Source organism: Kribbella sp. NPDC051620, assembly GCF_044453825.1.
Classification (GTDB): domain Bacteria; phylum Actinomycetota; class Actinomycetes; order Propionibacteriales; family Kribbellaceae; genus Kribbella.
In genome coordinates this window covers 330,877-354,219 of record NZ_JBITDB010000002.1, presented here as the reverse complement: position 1 = coordinate 354,219, position 23,343 = coordinate 330,877, and the positions used below count along the sequence as shown (strand labels likewise).

Sequence of the window (23,343 nt, the reverse complement as noted above, 5' to 3'; positions counted from 1 at the left end):
AGTTATCCCTCCTCGAAAGACGAGCGCTCAGCCGACGGCCGCTCAGGCGACGGCCGCGCGGAAGACGACAGTGTTGTGACGGCGACGGGCAGGGTTACCGCGAGGCGCCAGCGGTTCGCGACCAGGCCGGCCTCGACGGTGCCGCGGAGTACGGCGACCCTTTCCCGGATACCGGCTAATCCTCGACCGCCGCCCGATTGGTCAGTGGCGCCCGGGCTCACCGGGTTGGTCAGCTCCAGGAGCAGTCCTGACTTGTCCAGATTGATCAGCAGGTCGACGCTCACCTCGCCCGCCGGACGCCCAGCGTGGCGGATCGCGTTGGTGAGTCCCTCCTGGACGATTCGGTATGCCTCCCGCGAGACCGCCGCCGGCAACTGCTCGAGATCCCCGGTACGCCGTACGCTGACCGTGATCCCACCTGCCCTGGTCGCCTCCACCAGCCGGGTGAGGTTGCCGAGCGTCGCCTGCGGAGCCGTCGCGGAACCTGGTCGGCGATCGTCGCGGAGCAACCCGAGGACGTGGTCGAGATCGGCGAGCGCGGCGCGGGCAGAGGTCTCCATCGCGGCCAGTGCCGTCTCGGCGAAGGCGGGGTCGGTCGCGAGTACCCGGCGTGCGGCTGCCGCCTGGATGGTGACCAGGCTGAGTGCATGGCCGACGCTGTCGTGCAGCTCGCGGGCCAATCGGTTGCGCTCGGCAAGGGTCGCCGTCTGGCGCTCGAGCAACTCGATTCGCTCGGCAGGCGTCGGTCCGAGCAGCCGTGGTGCGGCGGACGCGAGCAGTGCGCCGATGCCGGCAGACAGCAGGATGAGCCCGATCACCGCCGCGATCGTTGCCAACGGCATCCAGAGGTCGAGCCATCCGCCGGTGATCCGGTAGTGCACGCCGGGCATCAGCTCGCGCCGGCCGGCGGAGCGGAAGGGAGCCGCGATCAGGACGGCGCCGAAGCCGACGACGATGGTGGAGAGTACGCCGACGAAACCACCGGCGGCCAGGTGGAGGCAGAACCAGGTCGTCGTCCGGCGCCGCTGCGGCCAGGTCCGGGACGGGCCGAGCGGTCGCTCCTCGAAGCGCACCCCGAGCAGCGACTCGACCGCGATCCCTTCCACCTCGCGCACGGCGGGCAAGGTACCCAGCACGAGCGGCGGGACGACCGCGATCAGGACGGTGAAGATCGCCTGCAGCACCCCCGGCAGTTCCAGTCCGTCGACCAGCGAGGCGAGACCGCTGTCAACCAGGATGAAGGCAAGCACCAGAGCGGCGCCGAGCAGCAGGTAGACCCACCGCAGATAGGTCGCCCCCCGGACCAGCACGTTCGCCACCCCACCATCCTCCCAGCCCACCGGTCCCCCCACCTCCCTCCGCCGGGGGAGACCCGTGCGGGCGATACGTTCATCGGCGTGGGTCGGTTCCCGGTGTGCGAGAGCGGTTGCATGATCGACGTCACAGTCGGGGTGGGTTTACACAAATTTGTCCTGGAGCGACTCAGTTGGGACTCCAGCGACGTCGCGATCTGCTGTTCGGGCGGGTACGGTCTGTGGTCGGGGCGGGGTGCTGGTCCGGTGACGGAGCGGCATGGGGAATCGGCTCCTGGACGGGCGGCAGTCGGATTCTGAGGGGATCCGGACAGTGTTGGTCAGTGCACGTAAAGACACTGTGAAGTCCCCGAGGGCCGATTGACCACCCTTCCATATTTGATGTTTGATCAAATATCGGAGAGGAGAATGTCCAGCATGAGGTTCAGACGTTCGGCCGTCGCCCTGGTCGCAGTGCTTGCACTGGCCACCGGGATGAGCGCGTGCAACGACGACAGCAAGACCGGCACGAACGGGGAAACGAAACTGGAGAAGGTCAGCTACCTGACCTCTTTCCGCACCTTTGGCCGTGAGGCCTATGCCTATGTCGCCCTGGACAAGGGCTACTTCAAGGATGCCGGCTTCGACGTGACGATCACGCCGGGCAACGGCACCGTCGACGTGATGAAGATCGTGGCCGGCGGTCAGGCCGACTACGGCATCGGCGACTTCACCGCGGTGATGATCACGCTGGCCAAGCAGAAGCTTCCGGTCACCACGGTCGGGATGATCCAGCAGCGCTCGATGGCGGCGATCGTCGCGCTCGAGGGCGGCCAGATCAAGGACCGCGACCCGAAGTCGCTGATGAAGGCCAATGGTGAGAAGACCCGGATCCTGGACCAGCCCGGTTCGACCAACCAGGTGACCTTCCCGCTGTACGCCCAGCAGGCCGGGGTCGACAAGAACAAGGTCGAGTTCGTACCCTCCCCGCCGCCGGCGCTGGCCGGACTGCTGGCCGCCAACAAGGGCGACGGCATCGGCCAGTTCGTGGTCGGCGTCCCGCTGGTCGAGGCGGCCGACAAGGAGAAGCACCGCAAGGCCGTCGTACTTCCGTACGGCGACAAGGTGCAGGACCTCTACGGCAACGCGATCATCGCCCGCGACGACCTGGCCAAGGACCACCCGGCGCAGGTGCAGAAGTTCACCGCGGCGCTGCTCAAGGGCATGGACGACGCGCTGGCCGACCCGGCGGCGGCGGCGAAGATCCTGAAGAAGTACGTTCCGGACACCAACGAAGAGGTGGCCACCAAGGAACTCGTGCTGATGAAGCCCTACGTGAAGCCGGACGGCTACACCGGGGTGGCCGGCGGCGTCGAGATCGACCGGGTCGAGCGCGTGATCGCCGACCTGGAGAAGTACAACGTCATTCCGAAGGGTTCCCTCAAGCCGGCCGACGTGGTCGACACCGACCTGACTCCCAAGGGCTGACATGATCCGGCTGGACGGTGTGGGGCAGGTCTTCGAGGGCCGCGGCGGACAGGTCCGCGCGCTCGAGGAGATCGACCTGCACGTCCAGGAGAACGAGTTCGTCACGGTGATCGGCCGGTCCGGTTGTGGCAAGTCCACACTGCTCCGGCTGATCGCCGGACTGCTGCCGCCGACGTCCGGCGGGGTCGAGGTGGCCGGTGAGGCCGTCACCGGCCCGCGCCGGGACGTCTCCTTCATGTTCCAGCGACCGGCCCTACTGCCGTGGCGGTCGGTCGTCTCGAACGTGATGCTGCCGGTGGAGATCTCCGGCGGCGACTCCGAGCGCAGCAAGGCGCAGTACCGGGACCGGGCGCACGAGTTGCTCGAACTGGTCGGGCTGAACGGCTTCGAGAACCGGCTCCCGCACGAGCTGTCCGGCGGCATGCAGCAGCGGGTGTCGCTGTGCCGGTCGCTGATCCGCAGTCCCAAGGTGATGCTGATGGACGAGCCGTTCTCGGCGCTCGACGCGCTGACCCGGACCGAGCTGTCGGCGGAGTTGCAGCGGGTCCAGATGGAGCTGGCGACCACCATCGTCTTCGTCACCCACTCGATCGAGGAAGCCGTCGTGCTGGCCGACCGGGTGGTCGTGCTGACGCCCCGCCCCGGCCGGCTGCGCGAAATCGTCGACATCGAGATCCCGCGCCCCCGCACGCTGGGGCACAACGCCCACCTGACCGAGGTGGCCGAGATCAGCGCGCACCTGCACAGCCTGCTGTCCGAGCAGGAGCGCAGCCTGCTGTCCGAGCAGGAGCGCCCCGTCGACCTGCCCGAGGCACGGCGATGACGAACCGCTCCTGGCTCACACATTCCCGTACTGCCGCAGTCCTGCTGCCCGTCGTCGGGTTGATCCTCGCGCTGGCCCTGTGGTGGGTGGCCACCATAGTCTTCTCGATCGACTCGTACCTGCTCCCGAACCCGGGCGAGGTGGTGAGCGCCTTCCTGGACCAGCCGGGCTACCTGCTCGGGCATACCTGGACCTCATTGGTGGAGACCGTCGAGGGCTTCGTGCTGTCGATCGTGGTCGGCGTACCGGTCGCGCTGCTGATCGTCCGGTCGGTGGTGGTGGAGCGGTTGCTGTATCCGCTGCTGCTGGCCCTCAACGCGATCCCGAAGATCGCCATCGCGCCGCTGCTGGTCGTCTGGTTCGGTTTCGGGCAGTGGCCGAAGGTCCTGCTGGTCCTGCTGGTCTGCTTCTTCCCGATCGTGATCTCGACCGCCACCGGGATGAAGTCGACGCCGGCCGACCTGGTCGAGCTGCTCAAGTCGCTGAACGCCAGCAAGACGCAGGAGTTCTTCAAGCTGCGGCTGCGGTACGCGCTGCCGCAGATCTTCACCGGGCTGAAGGTCGCGATCTCGCTGGCCGTGATCGGGTCGGTGATCGCCGAGTTCGTCGGCGCCACCTCCGGCCTCGGGTACGTGATCACCAGCTCCGGCGCCAGTGCCGACACCGCGCTGGCCTTCGCCGCCATGACGCTGCTCAGCATCTTGGCCATCATCTTGTTCTACGGACTGGTACTGCTGGAGCACCTGCTGCTCCCGTGGGCACGGGAGACCACGTGACCACCCAGGCCTCCGACGCCGACCGCCGGGTGCTCGTCCGGCCCGCGTGGCTGGAGGCGACCGTCTCCGCCGTCTTCACCGCCCTCGGCTTCGAGCCGACCGACGCGACCCGGATCGCCGTCGCGCTGGTCGAGGCGGATCTGCGTGGCGTCAGCTCGCACGGCGTGATGCTCGTGCCGATGTACGTCGAACGCTTGAACGCCGGTGGGGTCACCCGCGAACACGAGCTCGACATCCTGCACGACGCCGGCGCGGCCCTGGTCGCGGATGCGCGCGGAGGGATGGGGCAACTGTCCAGCCCGCAGGCGATGGGCCACGCGATCGAACGGGCCGGCCGGTTCGGGATCGGGCTGGTCTCGGTCCGCAACGCGCACCACTTCGGCGCGGCCAGCCGCTGGGCGATGCAGGCCGCGCAGGCGGGCTGCCTTGGCATCGCGATGTCGAACACGACGCCGCTGATGCCGGCGCCCGGTGGTGCCGAGCGGATCGTCGGCAACAATCCGCTGGCGATCGCCGTACCGACCGAGGCCGGCCCGGAGATCGTGCTGGACATGGCGTTGTCGGCCGTTGCCCTGGGCAAGATTCGGCTGGCTGCTTCGGCCGGTCGGCCGATCCCGGACAGCTGGGCCACGGACCAGTCCGGCGTACCGACGACCGACGCCGAGGACGCGGTGCTGGGGATGTTGCTGCCGGCTGCCGGGCACAAGGGGTTCGGGCTGGCGCTGATGATCGACGTGCTGACCGGAGTACTGAGTGGTGGCGGTTGGGGTGACCAGGTGCGGCCGCTGTATCGCGAGCCGGATCGACCCAACGACTGCGCGCATCTGTTCCTCGCCGTCGACCCGGAGTTGCTGGGTGGGATCGACGGCTTCCGGCAGCGGTCGTCGGCGCTGGCGGCGAAGGTGCGCGGCAGTGCGACGGCTCCCGGGGTGGACCGGCTTTTCCTGCCGGGGGAGATCGAGGCCGAGCGCGCCGCGCAGCAGCGGCGCAACGGCGTACTGATCGAGAGGTCGGGGCTGGACGGACTGCTGCAGGCCGCGCGTGCGGTCGGCGCCGTCATCCCGACCGGAGGGGTGCTGAGCTGATGGCGAAGACACAACTGACCAGCGCGGCGCTGCGCAGCCCGAACGGGGTGTTCTCGCAGGCGACCACGATCGAGGCGACCGGCCGGCTGGTGTTCGTCTCCGGGATGACCGCGCGAACTCCGGACGGCACGATCGCCGGCGTCGGCGACGTGCGCGAGCAGACCCGGCAGGTCTGCGAGAACATCGCCGCCGCCGTGGCCGAGGCCGGCGGCACCCTGGACGACGTCTGCCGGGTGGACGTGTACGTCCGCAACATGGAGGACTTCGGCAAGATCCACGAGATCCGCGCGCAGTACTTCCATGAGCCGCTGCCCGCGTCGACGATGGTCGAGGTCAGCAAGCTGGCCCACCCTGACTACCTGATCGAGATCAGCGCGATCGCGGTGATCCCATGAGTGGTAACACGCAGCCGGGGAGGGGTGATTCAAGTGCGCGGCGTCGAGTGGACCTGAGATGAAGTTCGTGACGATCGAACATGCCGGGCGTGAGTGGCCCGGCGCACTGGACGGCGAGGACGTCGTTCTGTTGCAGGCTGTGGACCTGGTCTCGGTGATCGAGGCTGGTCCGGCCGGCCTGGTTGCCGCGCGCAACGAGCTGAGCACGGGTGAACGGTTGCCCTTGGCATCGGTGTCGTTGCGCGCGCCGTTGCGGCGGTTCCGGCGTGACGTGCTGTGCACCGGCTGGAACTACTGGGACCACTTCGAGGAGAGCTTGGGCAAGCGCGACGGCCAGGACGTCGACCGGCCCGAGCATCCGACCTTCTTCACCAAGGGCCCGGACGTGGTGATCGGCCCGTACGACGAGATCGCGTACGACCCGGCGATCTCGGCCAAGTGGGACTACGAGGCGGAGCTGGCGCTGGTGATCGGCAAGGCCGGGCGCAGCATCCCGGTCGCCGAAGCTCTGGACCACGTCTGGGGCTACACGCTGGCCAACGACGTGTCGCAGCGCGACCTGCAGCGTCAGCACGGCGGCCAGTGGCTCAAGGGCAAGAGCATCGACCAGACCATGCCGCTCGGCCCGTGGATCGTCACTGCCGACGAGTTCGGCGACCCGCAGGACGTGCACCTGCAGTGCCTGCTGAACGGTGAGGTCATGCAGGACGCCTCGACCAAGCAGATGGCGTACGACGTGGCGACGCTGATCAGTGAGCTGTCGTTCGGGATGACGTTGCGCCCGGGGGACCTGCTCCTGACGGGGACTCCCGCCGGTATCGGCAACGCCCGGGAGCCACAGGTGTTCCTGGCCGAGGGCGACGAGGTAGTGACCCGCGCGGACAAGATCGGCGAACTGCGCAACACACTGGTCTACCGGGAACTCGCATGAGCAGCCGGTTGGAGCTGCTGCCCGGTGGCGGCCGCGGTGGTCGCCGTACGTTGGCAGAGACGGCCGCAGCCGAGCTACACCAGCTCATCCTGTCCGGCGAGCTTCCTAGCGGTACTCCGCTCCGACTGGTCGAGCTGGCCAACCGTCTGGATATGAGCCAGATGCCTGTCCGGGAAGGCCTTCGCCGGTTGGAGGCGCTCGGCCTGGTCGACATCATCCCGCACAAGGGCGCCTGGGTCCGGGAGCTGTCGCTGGAGGACCTCCACGACACCCATGAGACCAGGCTCGCGCTGGAGAGTCTCGCAGTACGGGCTGCTGCTGAGCACTTCGGCGAGGTGGACGCGGAGAAGGCGCGGCTGGCATTGGCCGAGCTACTGCAGCTGTCGCGGTCCGAGGACTCGATCGGGGCTCGGCAGGCACATGCCGACTTCCACTTCGCCCTGTACCGGGCCGGCGGGTCGCAGTGGCTCGCCCGGGCCATTGAGCCGGTGTGGCAGAACAGCGAGCGCTACCGGTTCGGTAGCCGTCAGACGGCGTTCCAGATCGAGCGGAACCGGCAGGAGCACCAGGCGATCCTGGACGCTTGTCTCGCCCGGGACGCCGACGCTGCCGAGCAGGCCCTGCGCAACCACCTGGCTGGCGCGGTACAGCGGATCACCGAGACGATGACCTCGAAGCAGACTCAGCGCGAGGGGACGTCATGAAGGTGAGCTTCGACGCGACCGGCGAGGTCGTCGTCATCACAGGTGGAGCACACGGCATCGGGGCCGCGCTGGCTGCTGCGGTCGTTGGTTGCGGCGGTACTGCGGTTGTCTTCGACCTGGTTGCGGGCGGCGTCTCTGGCGTCGAGTACGTCGAGGTGGACGTGTCGGACCGGGCCGCTGTGCTCGAGGCAGTGGATGGAGTGGTCGAGCGGCACGGGCGGATCGATGGGCTGGTCGCAGGGGCCGCAGTACAGCCGCGGGCGGCAGTGGTCGACATGGCGCCGGAGGAGTGGGGCCGGACGCTGCAGGTGAACCTGGACGGGGTCGTTTGGGTCTGCCAGGCGGTGGTGCCGCACATGATCTCGGAGCGCAGCGGGTCGGTGGTCGTGTTCACGTCGGGGATGGCGGCGACCGGGTTCCCGGGCGCAGCGGCGTACGCGTCGAGCAAAGCGGCCCTGGGCGCCTTCGCCCGGACGCTGGCGGCCGAGGTGGCCGAGCACCGGGTCCGGGTGAACGTGATCGCGCCGGGGGTGATCGACACCGAGCAGTTCCGCTCTGCCAACATCGGTGCCGACTTGGAGCACTGGCGTGACACGACCGGGATCGGCGATCCCGAGGATGTGGTCGGCCCGTTGCTGTTCCTGTTGTCCGACGCGGCCGCGATGACCGGCTCGCAGCTGACCCGTGAGCGGGTCTTCGCCCGGCTAGAGACCTTCAAGGAGAGCTGACAGTGCCCGCTGACCAGCAGCTGCCCGTCGCCGTCGTCGGCGCCGGTCCGATCGGCCTGACGACGGCCCTCGGCCTGGCTCACTACGGCGTGCCGTTCGTGCTGCTCGAGGAGGACGCGGTGCTCTCCTCGGACACCAAGGCCGGTACGACGCTGACCCGGACGCTGGAGATCTGGGACCGGTACGGCGCCGTCGAGGGCATCCTGGCCGCCGCGCTGCGGATCGACGAGATCGGCGACATCGACCGGGCCACCAACACGCCGCGGGCCTCGGTGCAGCTGGCCGAGCTGGTCAACGACACCCAGTTCCCGTTCGTGATCAACCTGCCGCAGCAGACGATGGAGCCGATCCTGGAGGCCGCTCTGTCCGGTGGCCCGGTCCTGAAGCAGCATCGGCTGGAGTCCTTCGAGGTGCTCGACGACCGGGTCGTGCTGACCGTGGACACCCCTGACGGTGTCAAGCAGATCGAGGCCTCGCACCTGCTCGCGTGCGACGGCGGCCGGAGCAAGGTGCGCGACGCGCTGGGCGCGACGGTGACGGGGGAGACCCTGCCCGAGCGGTACATGCTGATCGACGTCGTGGTCGACCTGGACGTCTCGAACGCCCGCGACTACCCGTACCTCGCCTACTTCTCGGACCGGTCCGAGTGGATGGTGCTGATCCGGCAGCCCAACTGCTGGCGCTTCCTCTTCCCTCTCGCCTCCGGAGCTGAGAAGCCAGGCGAGGAGGACATGCTGGTGAAGGTCAAGCAGTTCATCGGCGAGGTGGACCGGATCGAGCTGCTCGGCTCGGTCGTCTACAACGTGCACCACCGGGTGGCCGACCACTGGTCCGCGGAGCGCAAGGTGTTCCTGATGGGCGACGCAGCCCACCTGATCACGCCGATGTGGGCTCTAGGCCTCAACACCGGAGCACTGGACGCGTCCAACCTGCCCTGGCGGCTTGCCTGGGTACTACGCGGCTGGGCCGACCCGTCCCTGCTGGACGGGTACGAGCAGGAGCAGCGGCCGGTGGCGATCAACGGGTCGGGCGAGATGGCCGAGGCGGCTCGCAAGTACATGTCTCACCAGCGTGGTGCGGTGACTGCGGCCGGGAGCGACTGGGCGACGGCGTACACGCGCACGCTGCTCGGAGTACGGCTGGATGTGGCCGGGGAAGGCGACTGGTCGATGGTGATGACCAGTGCCGAGCCTCCTGCCGTCCGCGCTGGCGACAGAGCCCCTGACCTGGCACTCCAGGGCCCCCGTGGCCGGGTGACGATCCATGGGTTGTGCCGCGAGTCTTTTGTCGCGCTGTACTTCACCGACGTCCGACGTCGGCCCGCCGTGCCTTTGAACGACTCTCCGGCGCTGAAGCACTATGCGGTGTCGCGGTGGGATGCGCCGCTGGACTCCGGGCTCAGGGACCGCTCGCTGTTCGACCCGGGCAGCATTGCCACCAGCCGGTACGGCGTACCGGCTGAGACGGTCGTACTGGTGCGGCCGGACGGGCATATCGCCGCAGTGGCTCCGATGGCCGACGGTGTGGCCGAGGAGCTCTACAGCGGGATCACTGGCCTGCCTGTGCCGCGGGAGGGAGTCTGATGGGTTCCTTCGACGAGCAGTTGAGCGAGGTGCTGCTGCAGACGGACGACCTGGAGTGGGTCGAGAAGTCGCTGGCCGGGCTGTCGCACAAGATGCTGTGGCGGGACGAGGTTTCGGAGGCCTCGATCGCGCTGGTGCGTTTCGAGAAGGGCTCCGGGATCCCGGAGGCGCATCAGCACGCGTCGAACCAGTTCATGTTCTGCCTGTCCGGCCGGTACGTGTACCTGCCGACGGGGACGACTCTGACCAAGGGCAGCTTCTACTGGAACCCGAAGGGCGTAGTACACGGGCCGACGATGGCAGAGGAGACCTCTGTCCTGCTCGAGGTGTACGACGGGCCGCACTACCCGGTGCGGCCGGCCTTCTACGACAACGACGAGGATGCACGCTGACATGACCGGCTGGGACGTCCATACCCACCTGATACCGCCGACTGTGCTGTCGGCGGCTGGTCAGCGTGCCTTCGGGCTGGGGATCGAGGACGGCTTCCTGCTGGTCGACGGCGAGCGGCTGCCGTTGAAGCGGCTGGCCGACCCTGCGGCACTGCTGCAGTGGATCGACGAGCAGGACCTGGACGGCGCTGTCGTCTCTGTACCGCCTGCCCTCTTCCGCTACGACCAGGGCGTCGAGTGGGCAGCTCTGGTCAACCAGGGGCTGCGTGAGCTGGCTACGCCGCAGTTGCGCGTGCTGGGGCAGCTACCGCTGCATGACCCGTCTGCCGCATCGTCTGCCTTGGGTCTGGCGAGCGAAGGCGTCTTCAGCGGCTTCGCGATCGGTACTGCGGGCTACACCGGGCTGGACCCGGTCTGGGAGGTGCTCCACTCGCTGGAGGCCTTCACCTTGATTCACCCGAGCCACAGCCACGACGAGCGGCTCGGCAGGTACTACCTGTCGAACCTGCTGGGGAACCCTTATGAAACAGGGCTTGCCGCGGCTGAACTGGTGTTCGGGGATGTTGTCGGTCGTTACCCCGGCATCAGGTTCTGCCTGTGCCACGGGGGCGGGGTCACGGCGGCCTTGGCCGGCCGGTGGCAGCGCGGGATCGACACGGAACGACCAGGGATCGAACCACTCTCGCTGTCGGTGGCCGAGGCGCTGCAGCGGTTCTATGTGGACGACCTGGTGCACGACGACGCAGTACGGGCGTTGCTGGGGGCGACCTTCGGGGCCGAGCGGGTGCTGGCCGGCAGTGACTGGCCGTTCCCGATGGGCGATCAGGTGGACCGAGGCCGGGCGGCAGCTCGATCAACGGTGTGCGAGCAGCTCACCCGGCCGTTGAAGAAGGGGGCCGTTTCAGCGTGAGAAGGCCTTTTCGGCAGGACCGAGATGTGATCAGATATCAAATCCAGGTGGGGACTATGCGGACGAGTGGGGTGGCGGCATGAGCGCACGGAAGGCCTACGTGCTGCGCTGCTACGGCCCCGGCCAGCAGCTGAAGGTGGAAGAGCTGGAGCTGATCGCCGGGGAGGGCGAGACGCTCGTGGAGATGCAGTACGCGTCTGTCACCCAGCTCGACCGGACAGTGCTCGCGGGCAAGCTGGCGCAGCAACAGCAGCCACCGTTCGTACCAGGGTCCGAGGGTGCCGGGGTAGTGGTCAGTTCGGCCGTCTACCCGCCCGGTACTCCGGTAGTGATCCGTGGTGGGGGAGTTGGCGTCGCCCGGCCGGGCACTTGGGGGCAGCTGGCCGTAGTACCGGATGCGTCGGTGCATCTGTTGCCTAGTGGGCTGGATGCGGCAGCAGCTGTGTCGATGCTGGGTGCTGCGTTGACAGCGCACACGGCAGTACGGCGGGTCGGCCAGATCGTGGAGAACGAGACGGTTGTCGTCACCGGGATCACCGGGCTGGTCGGCCGGCTGTGTGCCGCCGTGGCCCGGGCGGCCGGGGCGATGAAGGTGATCGGCCTGGCGCGCAGCGACGAATCGGTCGAGCACCTGGACGGGCTGGTCGACCAGATCGTGCGTGTCGACGAGCTGGGCCAGGTCGGCCGCGAACTGCCCTGGTGCAACGCGGCGATCGACACTGTCGGCGGACCGGTGACCAGTGGGGTGATGAGCCACATCACCCCGGGCGGACGGCTCGTGGCGCTCGGGTACACGGCCGGGGAGTTCGCCACTCTCGATCTGCACCAGTTGATCGGCCGGGACCTGCGGGTGCTGCCGGTGAACATGCAGCGGACGACGATCGAGCCAGGCACGGTCACCCAGGTGCTGACCGACATTGCGCCCGCGCAGATCCGGCCGCAGATCGACATCGTGGCGGCGCCGCTCGCGGAGGACGCCCTGGATCTGCTGGCCAGTGGTCCTCCCGACCGACGCGTCGTGCTCGATCTGGGGCGCTTCTGATGGTCAGTTCAGCTACGGTTACCTCCCAGATGCGCGTGCAGTGATGGAGAGAGGCAGCCCACACCAGATGACCCGACGACTCGAGCTCACGCCCGGGGGACCGAGCGGCCGGCGCACACTCGCGGAGGAAGCGGCCGCGGAGCTGCACGAGCTGATCCTGTCCGGTGAGCTTCCGAGCGGTACGGCGCTGCGGCTGGAGGAGCTGGCCAAGCGACTCGACATGAGCCAGATGCCGATCCGCGAGGGGCTGCGCCGGATGCAGGCGCTCGGGCTGGTCGAGATCGTTCCGCACAAGGGCGCCTGGGTCCGTGAGCTGTCGATGGAGGACCTGCGCGACACCCACGAGACCCGGATCTCGCTGGAGACGCTCGCTGTCCGAGCTGCGGCGACGCGCTTCAGCGAAGCGGACGCGGCGATCGCCCAGGCGGCGCTGGCCGAGCACGTGCGGCTGTCGAAGGTCGGCGACATCATCGCCTCGCGGCAGGCGCACACGGAGTTCCACTTCGCGATCTACCGGGCCGGTGGGTCGCGATGGCTGCCGCGGGCGATCGAGCCGGTGTGGCAGAACAGCGAGCGGTACCGGTTCGGCTCGCGGCAGACCAAGGCCCGGATCGAGCAGACCCGGCGGGAGCACCAGGCGATCCTGGACGCCTGCGTGGCGCATGACGAGCCCGGTGCTGAGGCCGCCCTGCGCCAGCACTTGGAAGGCGCCATGCAGCGCATCACCGAGACGATGGCGCGCCGCTACAACAAGGACTGAGGTCGCTCAGGCCAGGTGAGCTGGGAAGCCTCCGGTGGCTACCGGGCCCCAGCGCTCCGGGGTGACCCGGATGAGGCACTTGCCTTGCTTGCGCATGGCCTCGCGGTACTCATCCCAGTCGGGGTGCTCGCCCGAGATGGAGCGGTAGTAGTCGACCAGAGGCTCCACTGCGTCCGGTAGGTCGATCACCTCACCACTGCCGTCGATCTGCACCCAGGGGCCGTCCCAGTCGTCCGACAGCACCAGCACGCTGGTCTGCGCGTCCCGCTTCACGTTGTTGCTCTTGGCCCGCCCCGGGTACGACGAGATGACGATCCGTCCCTCCGCGTCGACCCCGCCCGACACTGGCGAGGCCTGCGGCGTACCGTCCGCGCGGCGGGTGATCAGCAGCATGTGATGACGCGGCCGGACGAACTCCAGCAGCGCGTCGGTGTCGACCTGGGTATTGGTGGCAATCGATCTCGGCATGCCTCTACCTTCTCACTTCCTGCAATTGACAGGAGTCGAACAGGTGTTCGAACATGGGGGTGTGACGGGGACTTCTGCTACTGAGCTGCCTGCGCGGGTGACCGCGCTGGATCAGGCGCGCACGCTGCTTGCCCGGGCCAAGGAGCAGAAGGCCGCACGGCTCCTTCAAGTCGCGGAGGAGGCGGTGGCGCCGGCTCCGACCGTGTTGGCGCCGCGGACGACCGAGACGCAGGTCCAGCAGGCGCTGGACACGGCCGCCGTCGACCGGGCGCTGCCTACTCTGCCAGCCGTCGCCGACCTTTTGCCCGGCGCGGTGCTGCGAGGCGGCTCGGTGTACTCGGTGCGCGGGTCGACGGCGCTCGTGATGGCCATGATGGCCGGACCGTCCGCCGAGGGCGCCTGGTGTGGGGTGGTCGGGATGCCGTCGTTCGGTGCGGAGGCAGCCCGCGGTCTCGGGGTGGATCTCGACCGGTTGGTACTTGTCCCCGATCCGGAGCGCGACTGGCTGAGCGTGGTGGCGGCGCTGGTCGACGCCCTGACCGTGGTCGTGGTCCGCCCACCGGGGGAGGTGACCCCGGGGGAGGCTTCCCGGCTGTCGGCTCGGTTGCGCACCCGTGGGGCGATGCTCATCGCGGTCGGCTCCTGGCCGGGCAGCGAAGCCCGCCTGGAGGTCCAGGCCAACACATGGACCGGCCTCGGTGAAGGCGAGGGGTATCTGACCGGCCGGCAGGCGACCATCGCGGTCACCGGACGAGGTGCCGCCGTCCGTCCTCAGCTGCACCACCTCTGGCTGCCGGCCCCCGACGGCACCATCCGGCCGACCAAGCCGGCCGAGCCGGCCCGCCCACTCGAAGACCCGGCCCGCTGGGAGGCGGTGGGCTGATGGCCGCCTTTCTCGTCTCGCCCGTCCGAAGCCTCTGCCCGGTTGGGAGGTGGTGAGCTGATGACTCGGACGATGGTGGTGTGGGTTCCGGACTGGCCGGTGACGGCGGCTGCTTCGGCAGCTGGGTGTTCGCCGGAGGCTGCGGTCGCGGTGCTTGCGAAGGGGCGGGTGCTGGCCAGCTCGGCGGCCGCTCGGGCCGAGGGGGTGCGCCGCAGGTTGCGTGCCCGGGATGCGCAGTCGCGCTGCCCGGAGCTGGTGGTGCTGAAGTACGACCCGGTGATCGACGCCCGTGCCTTCGATCCGGTGATCGGCTGCCTGGAGGCGCTCACCCCGGGCATCCAGGTGATCCGGCCGGGGATGTGCGCGTTGAAGGCGCGTGGGCCGAGCCGGTTCTACGGGAGCGAGTCCGCCGCGGCGGAGAAGCTGCTCGACCGGCTCGAGACGTTCGACGTACCGGGTGGGCGGGTCGGGATCGCCGATGGGCCGTTCGCCGCCGAGCAGGCGGCGCGCGGGAGTTCGGCGCGGACGCGGGTGCGGGTGATCCCGGAGGGCGGGTCGGCGGAGTTCCTCGCGCCGCTCACGGTCGACACCCTCGAGCGGCCCGCGCTCACCGACCTGCTCCGGCGGCTCGGGCTCCGGTCGCTCGGCGCCTTCGCGCGGCTGCCCGCGACCGAGGTGCTGACCAGGTTCGGGCCGGACGGCGCGTTCGCGCACCGGCTGGCCCGCGGCGACGACGACCGGCCGGTGGTCGCCCGGCAGGTGCCGCTCGAGCTGACCCGCAAACTCGACTTCGAGCCGCCGGTGGACCGGGTGGACCAGGTGGCGTTCGCGGTCCGGGCGGTCGCCGACGAGCTGATCGAGAAGCTGACCAAGCTCGGCCTGGTCTGCACCACCTTGCGGGTCGAGGTCGGGACCGAGTCGGGCCGGGTGCACGAGCGGGAGTGGCTGCATCCACGCTGGTTCAGCCCGGCCGACCTTGTCGACCGGGTTCGCTGGCAACTGCAGGGCAGCGGGACGGCGACCAGCGAGCTGACCTCGGCAGTGGTGCGGATACGGCTGATCCCGGAGCAGGTCGACCCGGTCGGCGCGCATGTCGACGGCCTCTGGGGAGGCGGTCCCGACGAGCGGATCCACCGGGCGCTGTCCCGGGTGCAGAGCATGCTCGGCCATGGCGGAGTCGTCTCGGTGGTGGTCGGCGGCGGCCGCGGTTTCCTGGAGCGGCAGACCTTGATTCCTTGGGGTGATCGCCCGGTGCCCGCCAACCCGCCGGAGCTTCCCTGGCCCGGCGCGATCACCGGCACGGGGAGTCGCTGGCCGACGCCGGCACCCAGCTCGATCTACCCGCAGCCGAAGCCGGCCCTGGTGCTCTCGGCGGATGGTCGGCAGGTCTCGGTGAGCGCCCGCGGCGTACTGTCCGGCGCTCCGGCCGCCTTCCGCTTCGCGCCTGCCCCACAGGTTGCCGATAGCAACAAACTCCATCCGGTCACCGCGTGGGCCGGGCCGTGGCCGGTGGATGAACGCTGGTGGGATGCCGACGGCGAGAATCGGCTGGCCCGCTTCCAGCTGGTGGGTGCTGACGGGCGCGCCTGGCTGTTCGCAGTACGGAACAATCAATGGTGGACAGAAGCGAGTTATGACTGATCAGTTCTGCCGATGCACCGGCAAGCGGGAGTTGTCCTGCGGCCGGCGCCGGCTCACCAATCGGCAGCGACAACGGCTGCCGGTCCAGCGTCAGCTGTGGTGCGCGCGCCTCCACCTGCTCGCAGCTCACCGCCAGCGACATCACCTGGCGGCCCAGCATCACCTGCTCTGCGCCAGGCGCCATCTGCTGGCTGCCTGCCAGACGTTTCAGGCTAGGTGACGCGGAGGCCTGCGACGAGGAGGTCGACCATGCGGCGGGCGTCGTACCGGGAGTCCCCGTAGTCGGCGCCGCTGCAGAGGTTGCCGACGGCAAACATCATTTCGAAGCCGCCGATGCCGGCGCGGATCTCGCCGGCCGCCGCGGCCGCGTCCAGCAGCTGTTCGCAGACCGGGACGAGTCGATCGATGAAGCTGCCGTGCAGTGACTGGTAGGCGGAGTCGCCGGACTGCATCGCCTTCGCGAGACCGTGCTTGGTGACGAGGAAGTCGACGAACAGGTCGATCCACCCGGCCAGCGCCGCGTACGGGGTACTGGAGCTCGCGAGTAGCGCCGGGCCGGCCTCGACGCAGGCCTCGACCTGGTGCTGGAAGACGGCGACGATCAGGTCGGCCCGAGTCGGGAAGTGCCGGTAGATCGTCCCGACGCCCACGCCTGCCTTTGCCGCGATGTCGCGTACGGGTGCGTCGACGCCGGACGTGACGAAGGCCGCCGCGGCCGCGTCCAGCAACGTCTTCTCGTTGCGCCGGGCGTCGGCCCGTTTCCGCGGCGCGGGCTTGTCCTCGACGTCAGCCACCGCACCCTCCATTTGATAACCGGAACAACGTTCCGTATGTTGGTTATCGGAACCTCGTTCCGCTTCTCCTTGAATGATGCCAGAAGGGACCACCATGCACTACCGCACCTTGGGCCGTACCGGAGTACAGGTCAGCACGCTCGCGCTCGGCGCGATGAACTTCGGCCAGATCGGCCGCACCACCCAAGACGAGGCCACCGCCATAGTCGACGCCGCGCTCGCGGCGGGGATCAACCTGATCGACACGGCCGACATGTACGGCCAGGGCGAGTCGGAGGAGATGGTCGGCAAGGCGATCGCCGGCCGGCGCGACGACCTGGTCCTGGCCACCAAGGCGACCATGCCGATGGGGGACGAGCGCAACCATCGCGGCAGCTCGCGCCGGTGGCTGGTCACCGAGCTCGACAACAGCCTGCGGCGGCTCGGCGTCGACCACGTCGATCTCTACCAGATCCACCGCTGGGATCCGACGACCAGCGACGAGGAGACCTTGTCGGCGCTGACCGACCTGCAACGCGCCGGGAAGATCCGGTACTTCGGTAGCTCCACCTTCCCCGCGTACCGGATCGTGCAGGCCGAGTGGGCCGCTCGGGCGAACCACCTGAGCCGCTACGTCACCGAGCAGCCCAGCTACTCGATCCTGCAGCGGGGGATCGAGACGCATGTCCTGCCGGTGACCGAGCAGTACGGACTCGGTGTGCTCGCGTGGAGCCCGCTGGCGTCGGGCTGGCTGTCGGGTGCGGTCCGTGCGGGCCAGGAGATCACCACGAGCCGGGCGACCGTCGTACCGGCGCGCTTCGATCTGAGCATCCCGTCCAACCAGGCCCGGCTCGACGCGGTGGAGCGGCTGGCGAAGGTCGCCGACACGGCCGGGCTGACGATGATCCAGCTCGCGCTCGGATTCGTGACCGCGCATCCGGCGGTCACCAGCGCATTGATCGGCCCGCGCACGCTGGCGCACCTGGAGTCGCAGTTGGCCGCTGCGGACACCGTGCTGTCCAGCGATGTGCTCGACGCCATCGACGAGATCGTTGCCCCTGGCACAGACCTTGCGCCGGACGAGAAGTTCGACGCCCCGCCCTCGCTGCTCGACCCGTCGCTGCGGCGCCGACTCGCATGACCACCAGTTTCGGGATCATGACCGCCCCACAGCAGGTCCCGTACGACGACCTGCTGCGGGTCTGGCGGGAGGCCGACGCGGTCCCGGCGATCGGGCACGCGTGGCTGTTCGATCACCTGATGCCGATCGGCGGCGACCCGGCCGGGCCGATCCTCGAAGGCTGGACGCTGCTCTCGGCCCTCGCTGCCCAGACTCGACGCCTGCGGCTCGGACTGTTGGTGACGAGCAACCGCTTCCGGCCGCCCGCGATGCTGGCGAAGATCGCGACGACGGTGGACATCGTGTCGGGCGGACGGCTCGACTTCGGGATCGGGGCTGGGTCTCGGCCGAGTCTGCCGGCGGCCCGGCGTGAGTATGACGCGCACGGGCTGCCGTATCTCGACGCGACCGAGGCGGTGGAGAGTCTGGGCGAGGCGTGCACGATCATCCGGCGGCTGTGGACCTCGGCTGAGCCGTTCGACTTCAAGGGCAGTCATCACGAGCTCACCGGAGCGTTCGGCAATCCGAAGCCGGTCCAGCGTCCACATCCGCCGATCCTGATCGGCGGGCGGGCTCTTGCGACCCTGCGGGTGGTCGCGGAGCACGCTCACATCTGGAATCACACTGGCGAGGATCTGGACGATGCTGTCAGCCGGAGTGCGCTGCTGGATCGGTACTGCGCCGAGATCGGCCGGGATCCGGCGGCGATCACCCGGTCGATCCACCTGCCGGTCTCGTACGAGGATCCCGCCGCCACGCGCGAAGCGATCGGCAAGGCCACTGCCGCCGGCTTCCACCACGTCATCCTCAGCCTGCCGGCACCCTTTCCCGCCGGTGTCGCCAAGTGGGTTGCTGAGGAACTCATCGCCCCTTCGGCGTAGTCGCTGTCGATTTGTTGGTCCGTCACTCGTGTAGAGGTTGAAAGGTCTCTCGATGAAGTGAGGTGGCGTGATGTCCGAACCGAAGGTCTTGCTGAGTGGGCTGGGGATTCCCGAGTCGCCGCGTTGGCATGACGGTCGGTTGTGGTTCTGCAACTGGATCGATCAGCAGGTGGTGGTCCTCGATCCGGATGGTGGGGCGGAGTACTTCGCCGTACCGGTCGAGCAGTTGATGGGATGGTCCATCGACTGGCTGCCCGACGGCAGGCTGCTGACGACTGGCGACAAGCTCCGGCGTCATGAGCCGGACGGGTCCGTGGTCGTGCTGGCCGAGCAGAAGGCGAACGAGATCGTGGTCGATGGGCGGGGCAACGTCTATCTCAACGGCGCGGACTTCGACTTCGCCGGTGGTGAGGCGCCCAAGCCCGGCTACATCAAGCTCTTCACGCCGGACGGCCGGCTGCGCGAGGTCGCGGGCGACATCCAGTTCCCGAACGGCATGGTCATCACGCCGGACGGCAAGACGCTCGTCATCTCGGAGTCGTTCGCGGGGCGGCTCACCGCGTTCGACATCGACCCGGACGGCGGATTGTCGAATCGGCGGGTCTTCGCCGAAGGGCTCGGGCCGGACGGCATCTGCCTCGACGCGGAGGGCGCGATCTGGGTCTCGACCGGTGGCTCCTCGGTCGTCCGGGTGACCGAGGGCGGCAAGGTCCTGGACCGGATCGAGTTGGCCTCGGAGCGGGCTCCGTTCGCGCTGGCGCTCGGTGGCCCGGACGGTCGGACGCTGTTCATCATGACCGCTGAGTGGCGCCCGGATGACAGCATCGGGGACAACCTCGGGCGGTTGACCGGCGGGCCTCGTACCGGTGAGGTTCTCGCGCTCCGGGTTCGGGTGCCGAGGCCGATTTGACTCTTTCGAACAAGTGTTCGAACATCGGGGTATGGCGTCAGGTAGCGGAGTTCTCTGATGGGGTGGGACAACCCGCCGATTCCGTGGTCGGAGTTGGAGCGGAAGTTGTCTGGGCGGTCGCGGCCGCCCGCGCCCGCGGACGAGCTGCTGGATGCCGACGGGGGAGACGGGCCGGCCTGGTCGCGGCACCGGCCGCCGTACGATCCGGATCCGGCGGACAAACCGCGCCGCCCCGACGGGCCGGTGGTGCCGTATGCGGAGCTGCACTGCCATTCGTACTACAGCTTTCTCGACGGCGCCTCCTCGCCGGAGCAACTGGTCGAGGAATCGGTCCGGCTCGGGCTGAACGCGCTGGCGCTGACCGACCACGACGGCTTCTACGGCGTCGTCCGGATGGCCGAGGCGGCGGAGGAGTACGACGATCTGCAGACCGTGTTCGGCGCCGAGCTGTCCCTCGAGCTGACCAAACCCCAGAACGGGATGGCCGATCCCGAGGGCAGCCACCTGCTGGTGCTGGCCGAGCGCCAGGAGGGGTATCACCGGCTGGCCGGCGCGATCACCGAGGCGCAGTTGCGGGGCAAGGAGAAGGGTCGTCCGGTCTACGACCTGGAGGAGCTTGCGGCGATCGGTGAGGACCACTGGCTGATCCCCACCGGTTGCCGCAAGGGCCTGGTCCGCCGGGCGCTCGAGCTGGGTGGCCAGGCCGACGGACCGGCCGCCGCGGCCCGCGAGCTCGACCGGCTGACCGCGTTGTTCGGCAAGGACCGGGTGGTGGTTGAGCTGATCGACCACCAGTTGCCGACGGACAGCACGCGTAACGCGGTACTGGCCCGGCTCGCGGCCGACGCGGGCCTGCCGGTGATCGCCACCAACAACGTGCACTACGCCCAGCCTCGGCGGCACAGGCTCGCCGCCGCGATCGCCGCCGTCCGAGCCCGGCGCAGCCTTGACGCGATGGACGGCTGGCTGCCACCCGCCGGCACGGCCCACCTGCGTTCGGGGGAGGAGATGCTCGCCCGCTTCCATCGGTACGACGGGGCTGTCGCTCGGACCGTCGAGCTGGCCAACCAGTTGGAGTTCAGCCTGCGTGCGGCCAAGCCGAGCCTGCCCCGGCAGGAGGTGCCGCAGGGGTACGACGAGATGGGCTGGCTGGAGAAGCTCTGCAAGGACGGGGTTCGCAAGCGGTACGCCGACAAGCCGAGGTACCGAGACGAAGCGGTGGCCAGGGTCGAGCGCGAGCTGAAGGTGATCAGGAGTCTCAAGTTCCCGGGGTACTTCCTGATCGTGCGCGACATCGTGATGTTCGCCAAGCGGAAGGGGATCCTCTGCCAGGGCCGGGGATCGGCGGCGAACTCGGTGGTCTGCTACGCGCTGGAGATCACCGCGGTCGACCCGGTGGAGTACGACCTTCCTTTCGAGCGGTTCCTGTCCGCGGCCCGGGACGAGGAGCCCGACATCGACGTCGACTTCGACTCCGACCGGCGCGAGGAGGTGATCCAGTACGTCTACGGCAAGTACGGCCGGCGCAACGCGGCCCAGGTGGCGAACGTGATCACCTACCGGCCGAAGCTCGCGGTGCGGGACATGGCCAAGGCGCTCGGGTTCAGCACCGGGCAGCAGGACGCGTGGTCCAAACAGGTGGACGCGTGGGGCGCGGTGCGGAGCAGTGTCGACCACGACATCCCGGCGCCGGTGGTGGCGCTGGCCGAGGACCTGCTGAAGTTCCCGCGGCACCTCGGCATCCACTCCGGCGGCATGGTGCTGACCGACATCCCGGTCGGGCACGTGGTGCCGGTCGAGCACGCCCGGATGGAGAACCGGACCGTGCTGCAGTGGGACAAGGACGACTGCGCCTGGATGGGGCTGGTGAAGTTCGACCTGCTCGGGCTCGGCATGTTGGCGGCGCTGCAGTACGCGATGGACCTGGTCCGCGAGCACCTCGGCGAGGACTGGAACCTGGACACCATCCCGAAGGAGGAGCGGGGCGTCTACGACCAGCTCTGCAAGGCAGACTCGGTCGGGGTGTTCCAGGTGGAGAGCAGGGCGCAGATGAGCACGCTGCCCCGGTTGCGGCCGCGCAGCTTCTACGACCTGGCGATCGAGGTGGCGCTGATCCGGCCCGGCCCGATCCAGGGTGGCGCGGTGCACCCGTTCATCCGCCGCAAGCTGCGGGAGGAGGAGGTCACCTATCTGCATCCAGCGCTGGAGCCGGTGCTGAAACGCACCCTGGGCGTGCCGCTGTTCCAGGAGCAGCTGATGCAGATCGCGATGACGGTCGGTGGCTGTACCGGCGAGGACGCCGACCTGCTCCGCCGCGCGATGGGCTCCAAACGCGGGGTGGAGAAGATCTCGTCGCTGAAGGCCAAGCTGTACGACGGGATGGCGGCGAACGGCATCACCGGTGACACCGCCGACGAGATCTACGAGAAGATCGAGGCCTTCGCGAACTTCGGCTTCGCCGAGTCCCACTCGATCAGCTTCGCCCTGCTCGTCTACGCCAGCACGTGGTTACGGCTGCACTACCCAGCAGCCTTCCTCGCCGCACTCCTCCGAGCCCAGCCAATGGGCTTCTACTCCCCCCAATCCCTGGTAGCCGACGCCCGCCGCCACGGCGTCGAAGTCCTCCGCCCCGACCTACAAACCTCCAACATCCACGCCACCCTCGAACCCACCCCGGCCCCCACCGCCCCCGACCCCAAGGCCCCAGCCACCCCCGCCCCCGCCGACCGCACCGCTCCAGCCTGCGTGGCCTCCGCCGACCTCGACCTCACCGCCCCTGGCGTCTCCATCCCCGACCCCGGCGATCCCACGGCCTGCGCCTCCGAATCGGGCGCCGCCATCCCCGACCGCGTTGGCGCTGGTGGGGTGGGCTGGGGGAGGGTGGTTGCTACTGGTGATGATTCTTGTTTGGTGAGGGAGCAGCCGCCGGTTGGGGAGTTCGACCCGAAGGAGCCGTTCGACTTCGATCTGCATCGGCGGGATGGGCGGCTCGTGGTGCGGCTGGGGTTGGCCGGGGTGAAGTCGGTCGGGGTGCCGACGGCGACCGTGATCGTGGAGGAACGCGAGAAGAATGGGCCGTACGCCGACATGGCGGACCTTGTTCGGCGGACCGGGCTTACCGCAGTACAGGTGGAGGCACTGGCGACGGCGGGGGCGTTCGACTCGTTCGGGTTGTCGCGACGACAAGCACTGTGGAACGCGGGACGTGCTGCCGAGGAGCGGCCGGGCCATCTGTCCGGGGTGAGCAGTTCGGGTCCGCCACCGATGCTGCCTGGGATGACCGGGGTGGAGACGACGATGGCCGACCTGTGGGCGACCGGCATCTCACCCGACGACCATCCGATCCGGCACGTCCGCCCCGCCCTCGACGAGCGCGGCATCCTCCGCGCGAACCAGCTCTCCACCGCCGAGGACGGCAGTCGCGTCTACGTCGGCGGCGTGGTGACACATCGCCAGCGCCCCGCCACCGCGGCCGGCGTCACCTTCCTCAACCTGGAAGATGAGACCGGCATGATCAACATCGTCTGCTCGAACGGGGTCTGGAACCGGTACCGCCGGATCGCCCGCGAATCCAGCGCGATGATCATCCGCGGCCGCCTCGAACGCTCCCAAGGCGTCACCAACCTGGTAGCCGACAAACTCGAACGCCTCCCCCTCGCCGCCAAAACCACCTCCCGAGACTTCCGCTGACCCCGCGCTGCTGGGAGCAGACGGCCGCGGGAGGCCAAACGCCGAGTCACCGGGAGATCTGAGGCTGC

Annotated in this window: 22 protein-coding genes; 19 read left to right on the top strand and 3 right to left on the bottom strand. The window is 69.0% G+C overall.

What is annotated here, in order from left to right; genetic code table 11:
• Nucleotides 1-2: 2 nt before the first annotated feature.
• Complete coding sequence (locus ACIA12_RS08920) at nucleotides 3-1,319, bottom strand: sensor histidine kinase (RefSeq protein WP_396366348.1); 1,317 nt, start codon at nucleotides 1,317-1,319, stop codon at nucleotides 3-5.
• A gap of 411 nt (nucleotides 1,320-1,730) precedes the next feature.
• Between ACIA12_RS08920 and ACIA12_RS08915 the strand changes: the two genes are divergently transcribed.
• The 13 genes from ACIA12_RS08915 to ACIA12_RS08855 all read left to right on the top strand — a co-directional run bounded on the left by ACIA12_RS08915 (nucleotide 1,731) and on the right by ACIA12_RS08855 (nucleotide 12,909).
• Nucleotides 1,731-2,780 (top strand): ABC transporter substrate-binding protein, encoded by a 1,050-nt coding sequence (locus tag ACIA12_RS08915; RefSeq protein ID WP_396366347.1) that lies wholly within the window; start codon nucleotides 1,731-1,733, stop codon nucleotides 2,778-2,780.
• 1 nt (nucleotide 2,781) lies between these two features.
• Nucleotides 2,782-3,603, top strand: coding sequence for an ABC transporter ATP-binding protein (locus ACIA12_RS08910; RefSeq protein ID WP_396366346.1), 822 nt, complete (start codon nucleotides 2,782-2,784; stop codon nucleotides 3,601-3,603).
• A complete protein-coding gene (locus ACIA12_RS08905) occupies nucleotides 3,600-4,379 on the top strand; it encodes an ABC transporter permease (protein WP_396366345.1) in 780 nt (259 codons plus the stop codon). Before ACIA12_RS08910 ends, ACIA12_RS08905 begins: the two co-directional genes overlap by 4 nt.
• Nucleotides 4,376-5,464 carry an Ldh family oxidoreductase gene (locus tag ACIA12_RS08900; protein WP_396366344.1) on the top strand — a complete coding sequence of 363 codons (1,089 nt, stop codon included), beginning with the start codon at nucleotides 4,376-4,378 and terminating at the stop codon, nucleotides 5,462-5,464. Before ACIA12_RS08905 ends, ACIA12_RS08900 begins: the two co-directional genes overlap by 4 nt.
• The gene (locus tag ACIA12_RS08895; RefSeq protein ID WP_396366343.1) at nucleotides 5,464-5,859 is read left to right on the top strand and encodes a RidA family protein; all 396 of its coding nucleotides are present in this window, start codon (nucleotides 5,464-5,466) and stop codon (nucleotides 5,857-5,859) included. Before ACIA12_RS08900 ends, ACIA12_RS08895 begins: the two co-directional genes overlap by 1 nt.
• Nucleotides 5,860-5,917: 58 nt before the next feature.
• Nucleotides 5,918-6,790, top strand: a complete 873-nt coding sequence (locus ACIA12_RS08890) for a fumarylacetoacetate hydrolase family protein (protein WP_396366342.1) — start codon at nucleotides 5,918-5,920, stop codon at nucleotides 6,788-6,790.
• Nucleotides 6,787-7,494 carry a GntR family transcriptional regulator gene (locus ACIA12_RS08885; protein WP_396366341.1) on the top strand — a complete coding sequence of 236 codons (708 nt, stop codon included), beginning with the start codon at nucleotides 6,787-6,789 and terminating at the stop codon, nucleotides 7,492-7,494. Before ACIA12_RS08890 ends, ACIA12_RS08885 begins: the two co-directional genes overlap by 4 nt.
• On the top strand, nucleotides 7,491-8,222 hold the full coding sequence (locus tag ACIA12_RS08880) for an SDR family NAD(P)-dependent oxidoreductase (protein ID WP_396366340.1): 732 nt from the start codon (nucleotides 7,491-7,493) through the stop codon (nucleotides 8,220-8,222). The genes ACIA12_RS08885 and ACIA12_RS08880 overlap by 4 nt, the downstream gene beginning before the upstream one ends.
• Nucleotides 8,223-8,224: 2 nt before the next feature.
• Nucleotides 8,225-9,805, top strand: coding sequence for an FAD-dependent monooxygenase (locus ACIA12_RS08875; RefSeq protein WP_396366339.1), 1,581 nt, complete (start codon nucleotides 8,225-8,227; stop codon nucleotides 9,803-9,805).
• On the top strand, nucleotides 9,805-10,197 hold the full coding sequence (locus ACIA12_RS08870; RefSeq protein WP_396366338.1) for a cupin domain-containing protein: 393 nt from the start codon (nucleotides 9,805-9,807) through the stop codon (nucleotides 10,195-10,197). Before ACIA12_RS08875 ends, ACIA12_RS08870 begins: the two co-directional genes overlap by 1 nt.
• Nucleotide 10,198: 1 nt before the next feature.
• Nucleotides 10,199-11,107 carry an amidohydrolase family protein gene (locus ACIA12_RS08865; RefSeq protein ID WP_396366337.1) on the top strand — a complete coding sequence of 303 codons (909 nt, stop codon included), beginning with the start codon at nucleotides 10,199-10,201 and terminating at the stop codon, nucleotides 11,105-11,107.
• Nucleotides 11,108-11,186: 79 nt separating this feature from the next.
• Nucleotides 11,187-12,149, top strand: coding sequence for a zinc-binding alcohol dehydrogenase family protein (locus ACIA12_RS08860; RefSeq protein WP_396366336.1), 963 nt, complete (start codon nucleotides 11,187-11,189; stop codon nucleotides 12,147-12,149).
• A gap of 67 nt (nucleotides 12,150-12,216) precedes the next feature.
• Nucleotides 12,217-12,909, top strand: a complete 693-nt coding sequence (locus ACIA12_RS08855; protein ID WP_396366335.1) for a GntR family transcriptional regulator — start codon at nucleotides 12,217-12,219, stop codon at nucleotides 12,907-12,909.
• Between the two features lie 6 nt (nucleotides 12,910-12,915).
• Here the strand turns inward: ACIA12_RS08855 and ACIA12_RS08850 are convergent, their stop codons facing one another.
• Complete coding sequence (locus ACIA12_RS08850; protein WP_396366334.1) at nucleotides 12,916-13,377, bottom strand: PPOX class F420-dependent oxidoreductase; 462 nt, start codon at nucleotides 13,375-13,377, stop codon at nucleotides 12,916-12,918.
• A 61-nt stretch (nucleotides 13,378-13,438) separates the two neighbouring features.
• On the opposite strand from ACIA12_RS08850, the gene ACIA12_RS08845 reads away from it, so the two are divergent.
• Both ACIA12_RS08845 and ACIA12_RS08840 read left to right on the top strand, forming a co-directional pair.
• Nucleotides 13,439-14,260, top strand: coding sequence for a hypothetical protein (locus ACIA12_RS08845; RefSeq protein ID WP_396366333.1), 822 nt, complete (start codon nucleotides 13,439-13,441; stop codon nucleotides 14,258-14,260).
• Between the two features lie 60 nt (nucleotides 14,261-14,320).
• The gene (locus ACIA12_RS08840; protein ID WP_396366332.1) at nucleotides 14,321-15,901 is read left to right on the top strand and encodes a DNA polymerase Y family protein; all 1,581 of its coding nucleotides are present in this window, start codon (nucleotides 14,321-14,323) and stop codon (nucleotides 15,899-15,901) included.
• A 212-nt stretch (nucleotides 15,902-16,113) separates the two neighbouring features.
• Here ACIA12_RS08840 and ACIA12_RS08835 read toward each other — a convergent pair whose 3' ends face one another.
• Nucleotides 16,114-16,695, bottom strand: coding sequence for a TetR/AcrR family transcriptional regulator (locus ACIA12_RS08835; protein WP_396366331.1), 582 nt, complete (start codon nucleotides 16,693-16,695; stop codon nucleotides 16,114-16,116).
• A 94-nt stretch (nucleotides 16,696-16,789) separates the two neighbouring features.
• On the opposite strand from ACIA12_RS08835, the gene ACIA12_RS08830 reads away from it, so the two are divergent.
• From ACIA12_RS08830 to ACIA12_RS08815, 4 genes are all read left to right on the top strand, one after another.
• Nucleotides 16,790-17,815, top strand: a complete 1,026-nt coding sequence (locus ACIA12_RS08830) for an aldo/keto reductase (RefSeq protein WP_396367147.1) — start codon at nucleotides 16,790-16,792, stop codon at nucleotides 17,813-17,815.
• A gap of 17 nt (nucleotides 17,816-17,832) precedes the next feature.
• Nucleotides 17,833-18,675, top strand: coding sequence for an LLM class flavin-dependent oxidoreductase (locus ACIA12_RS08825; protein WP_396366330.1), 843 nt, complete (start codon nucleotides 17,833-17,835; stop codon nucleotides 18,673-18,675).
• A gap of 70 nt (nucleotides 18,676-18,745) precedes the next feature.
• On the top strand, nucleotides 18,746-19,585 hold the full coding sequence (locus ACIA12_RS08820; RefSeq protein WP_396366329.1) for an SMP-30/gluconolactonase/LRE family protein: 840 nt from the start codon (nucleotides 18,746-18,748) through the stop codon (nucleotides 19,583-19,585).
• A gap of 57 nt (nucleotides 19,586-19,642) precedes the next feature.
• Nucleotides 19,643-23,275: an error-prone DNA polymerase gene (locus tag ACIA12_RS08815; RefSeq protein WP_396366328.1), complete on the top strand. Its 3,633-nt coding sequence runs from the start codon at nucleotides 19,643-19,645 to the stop codon at nucleotides 23,273-23,275.
• Nucleotides 23,276-23,343: the final 68 nt, after the last annotated feature.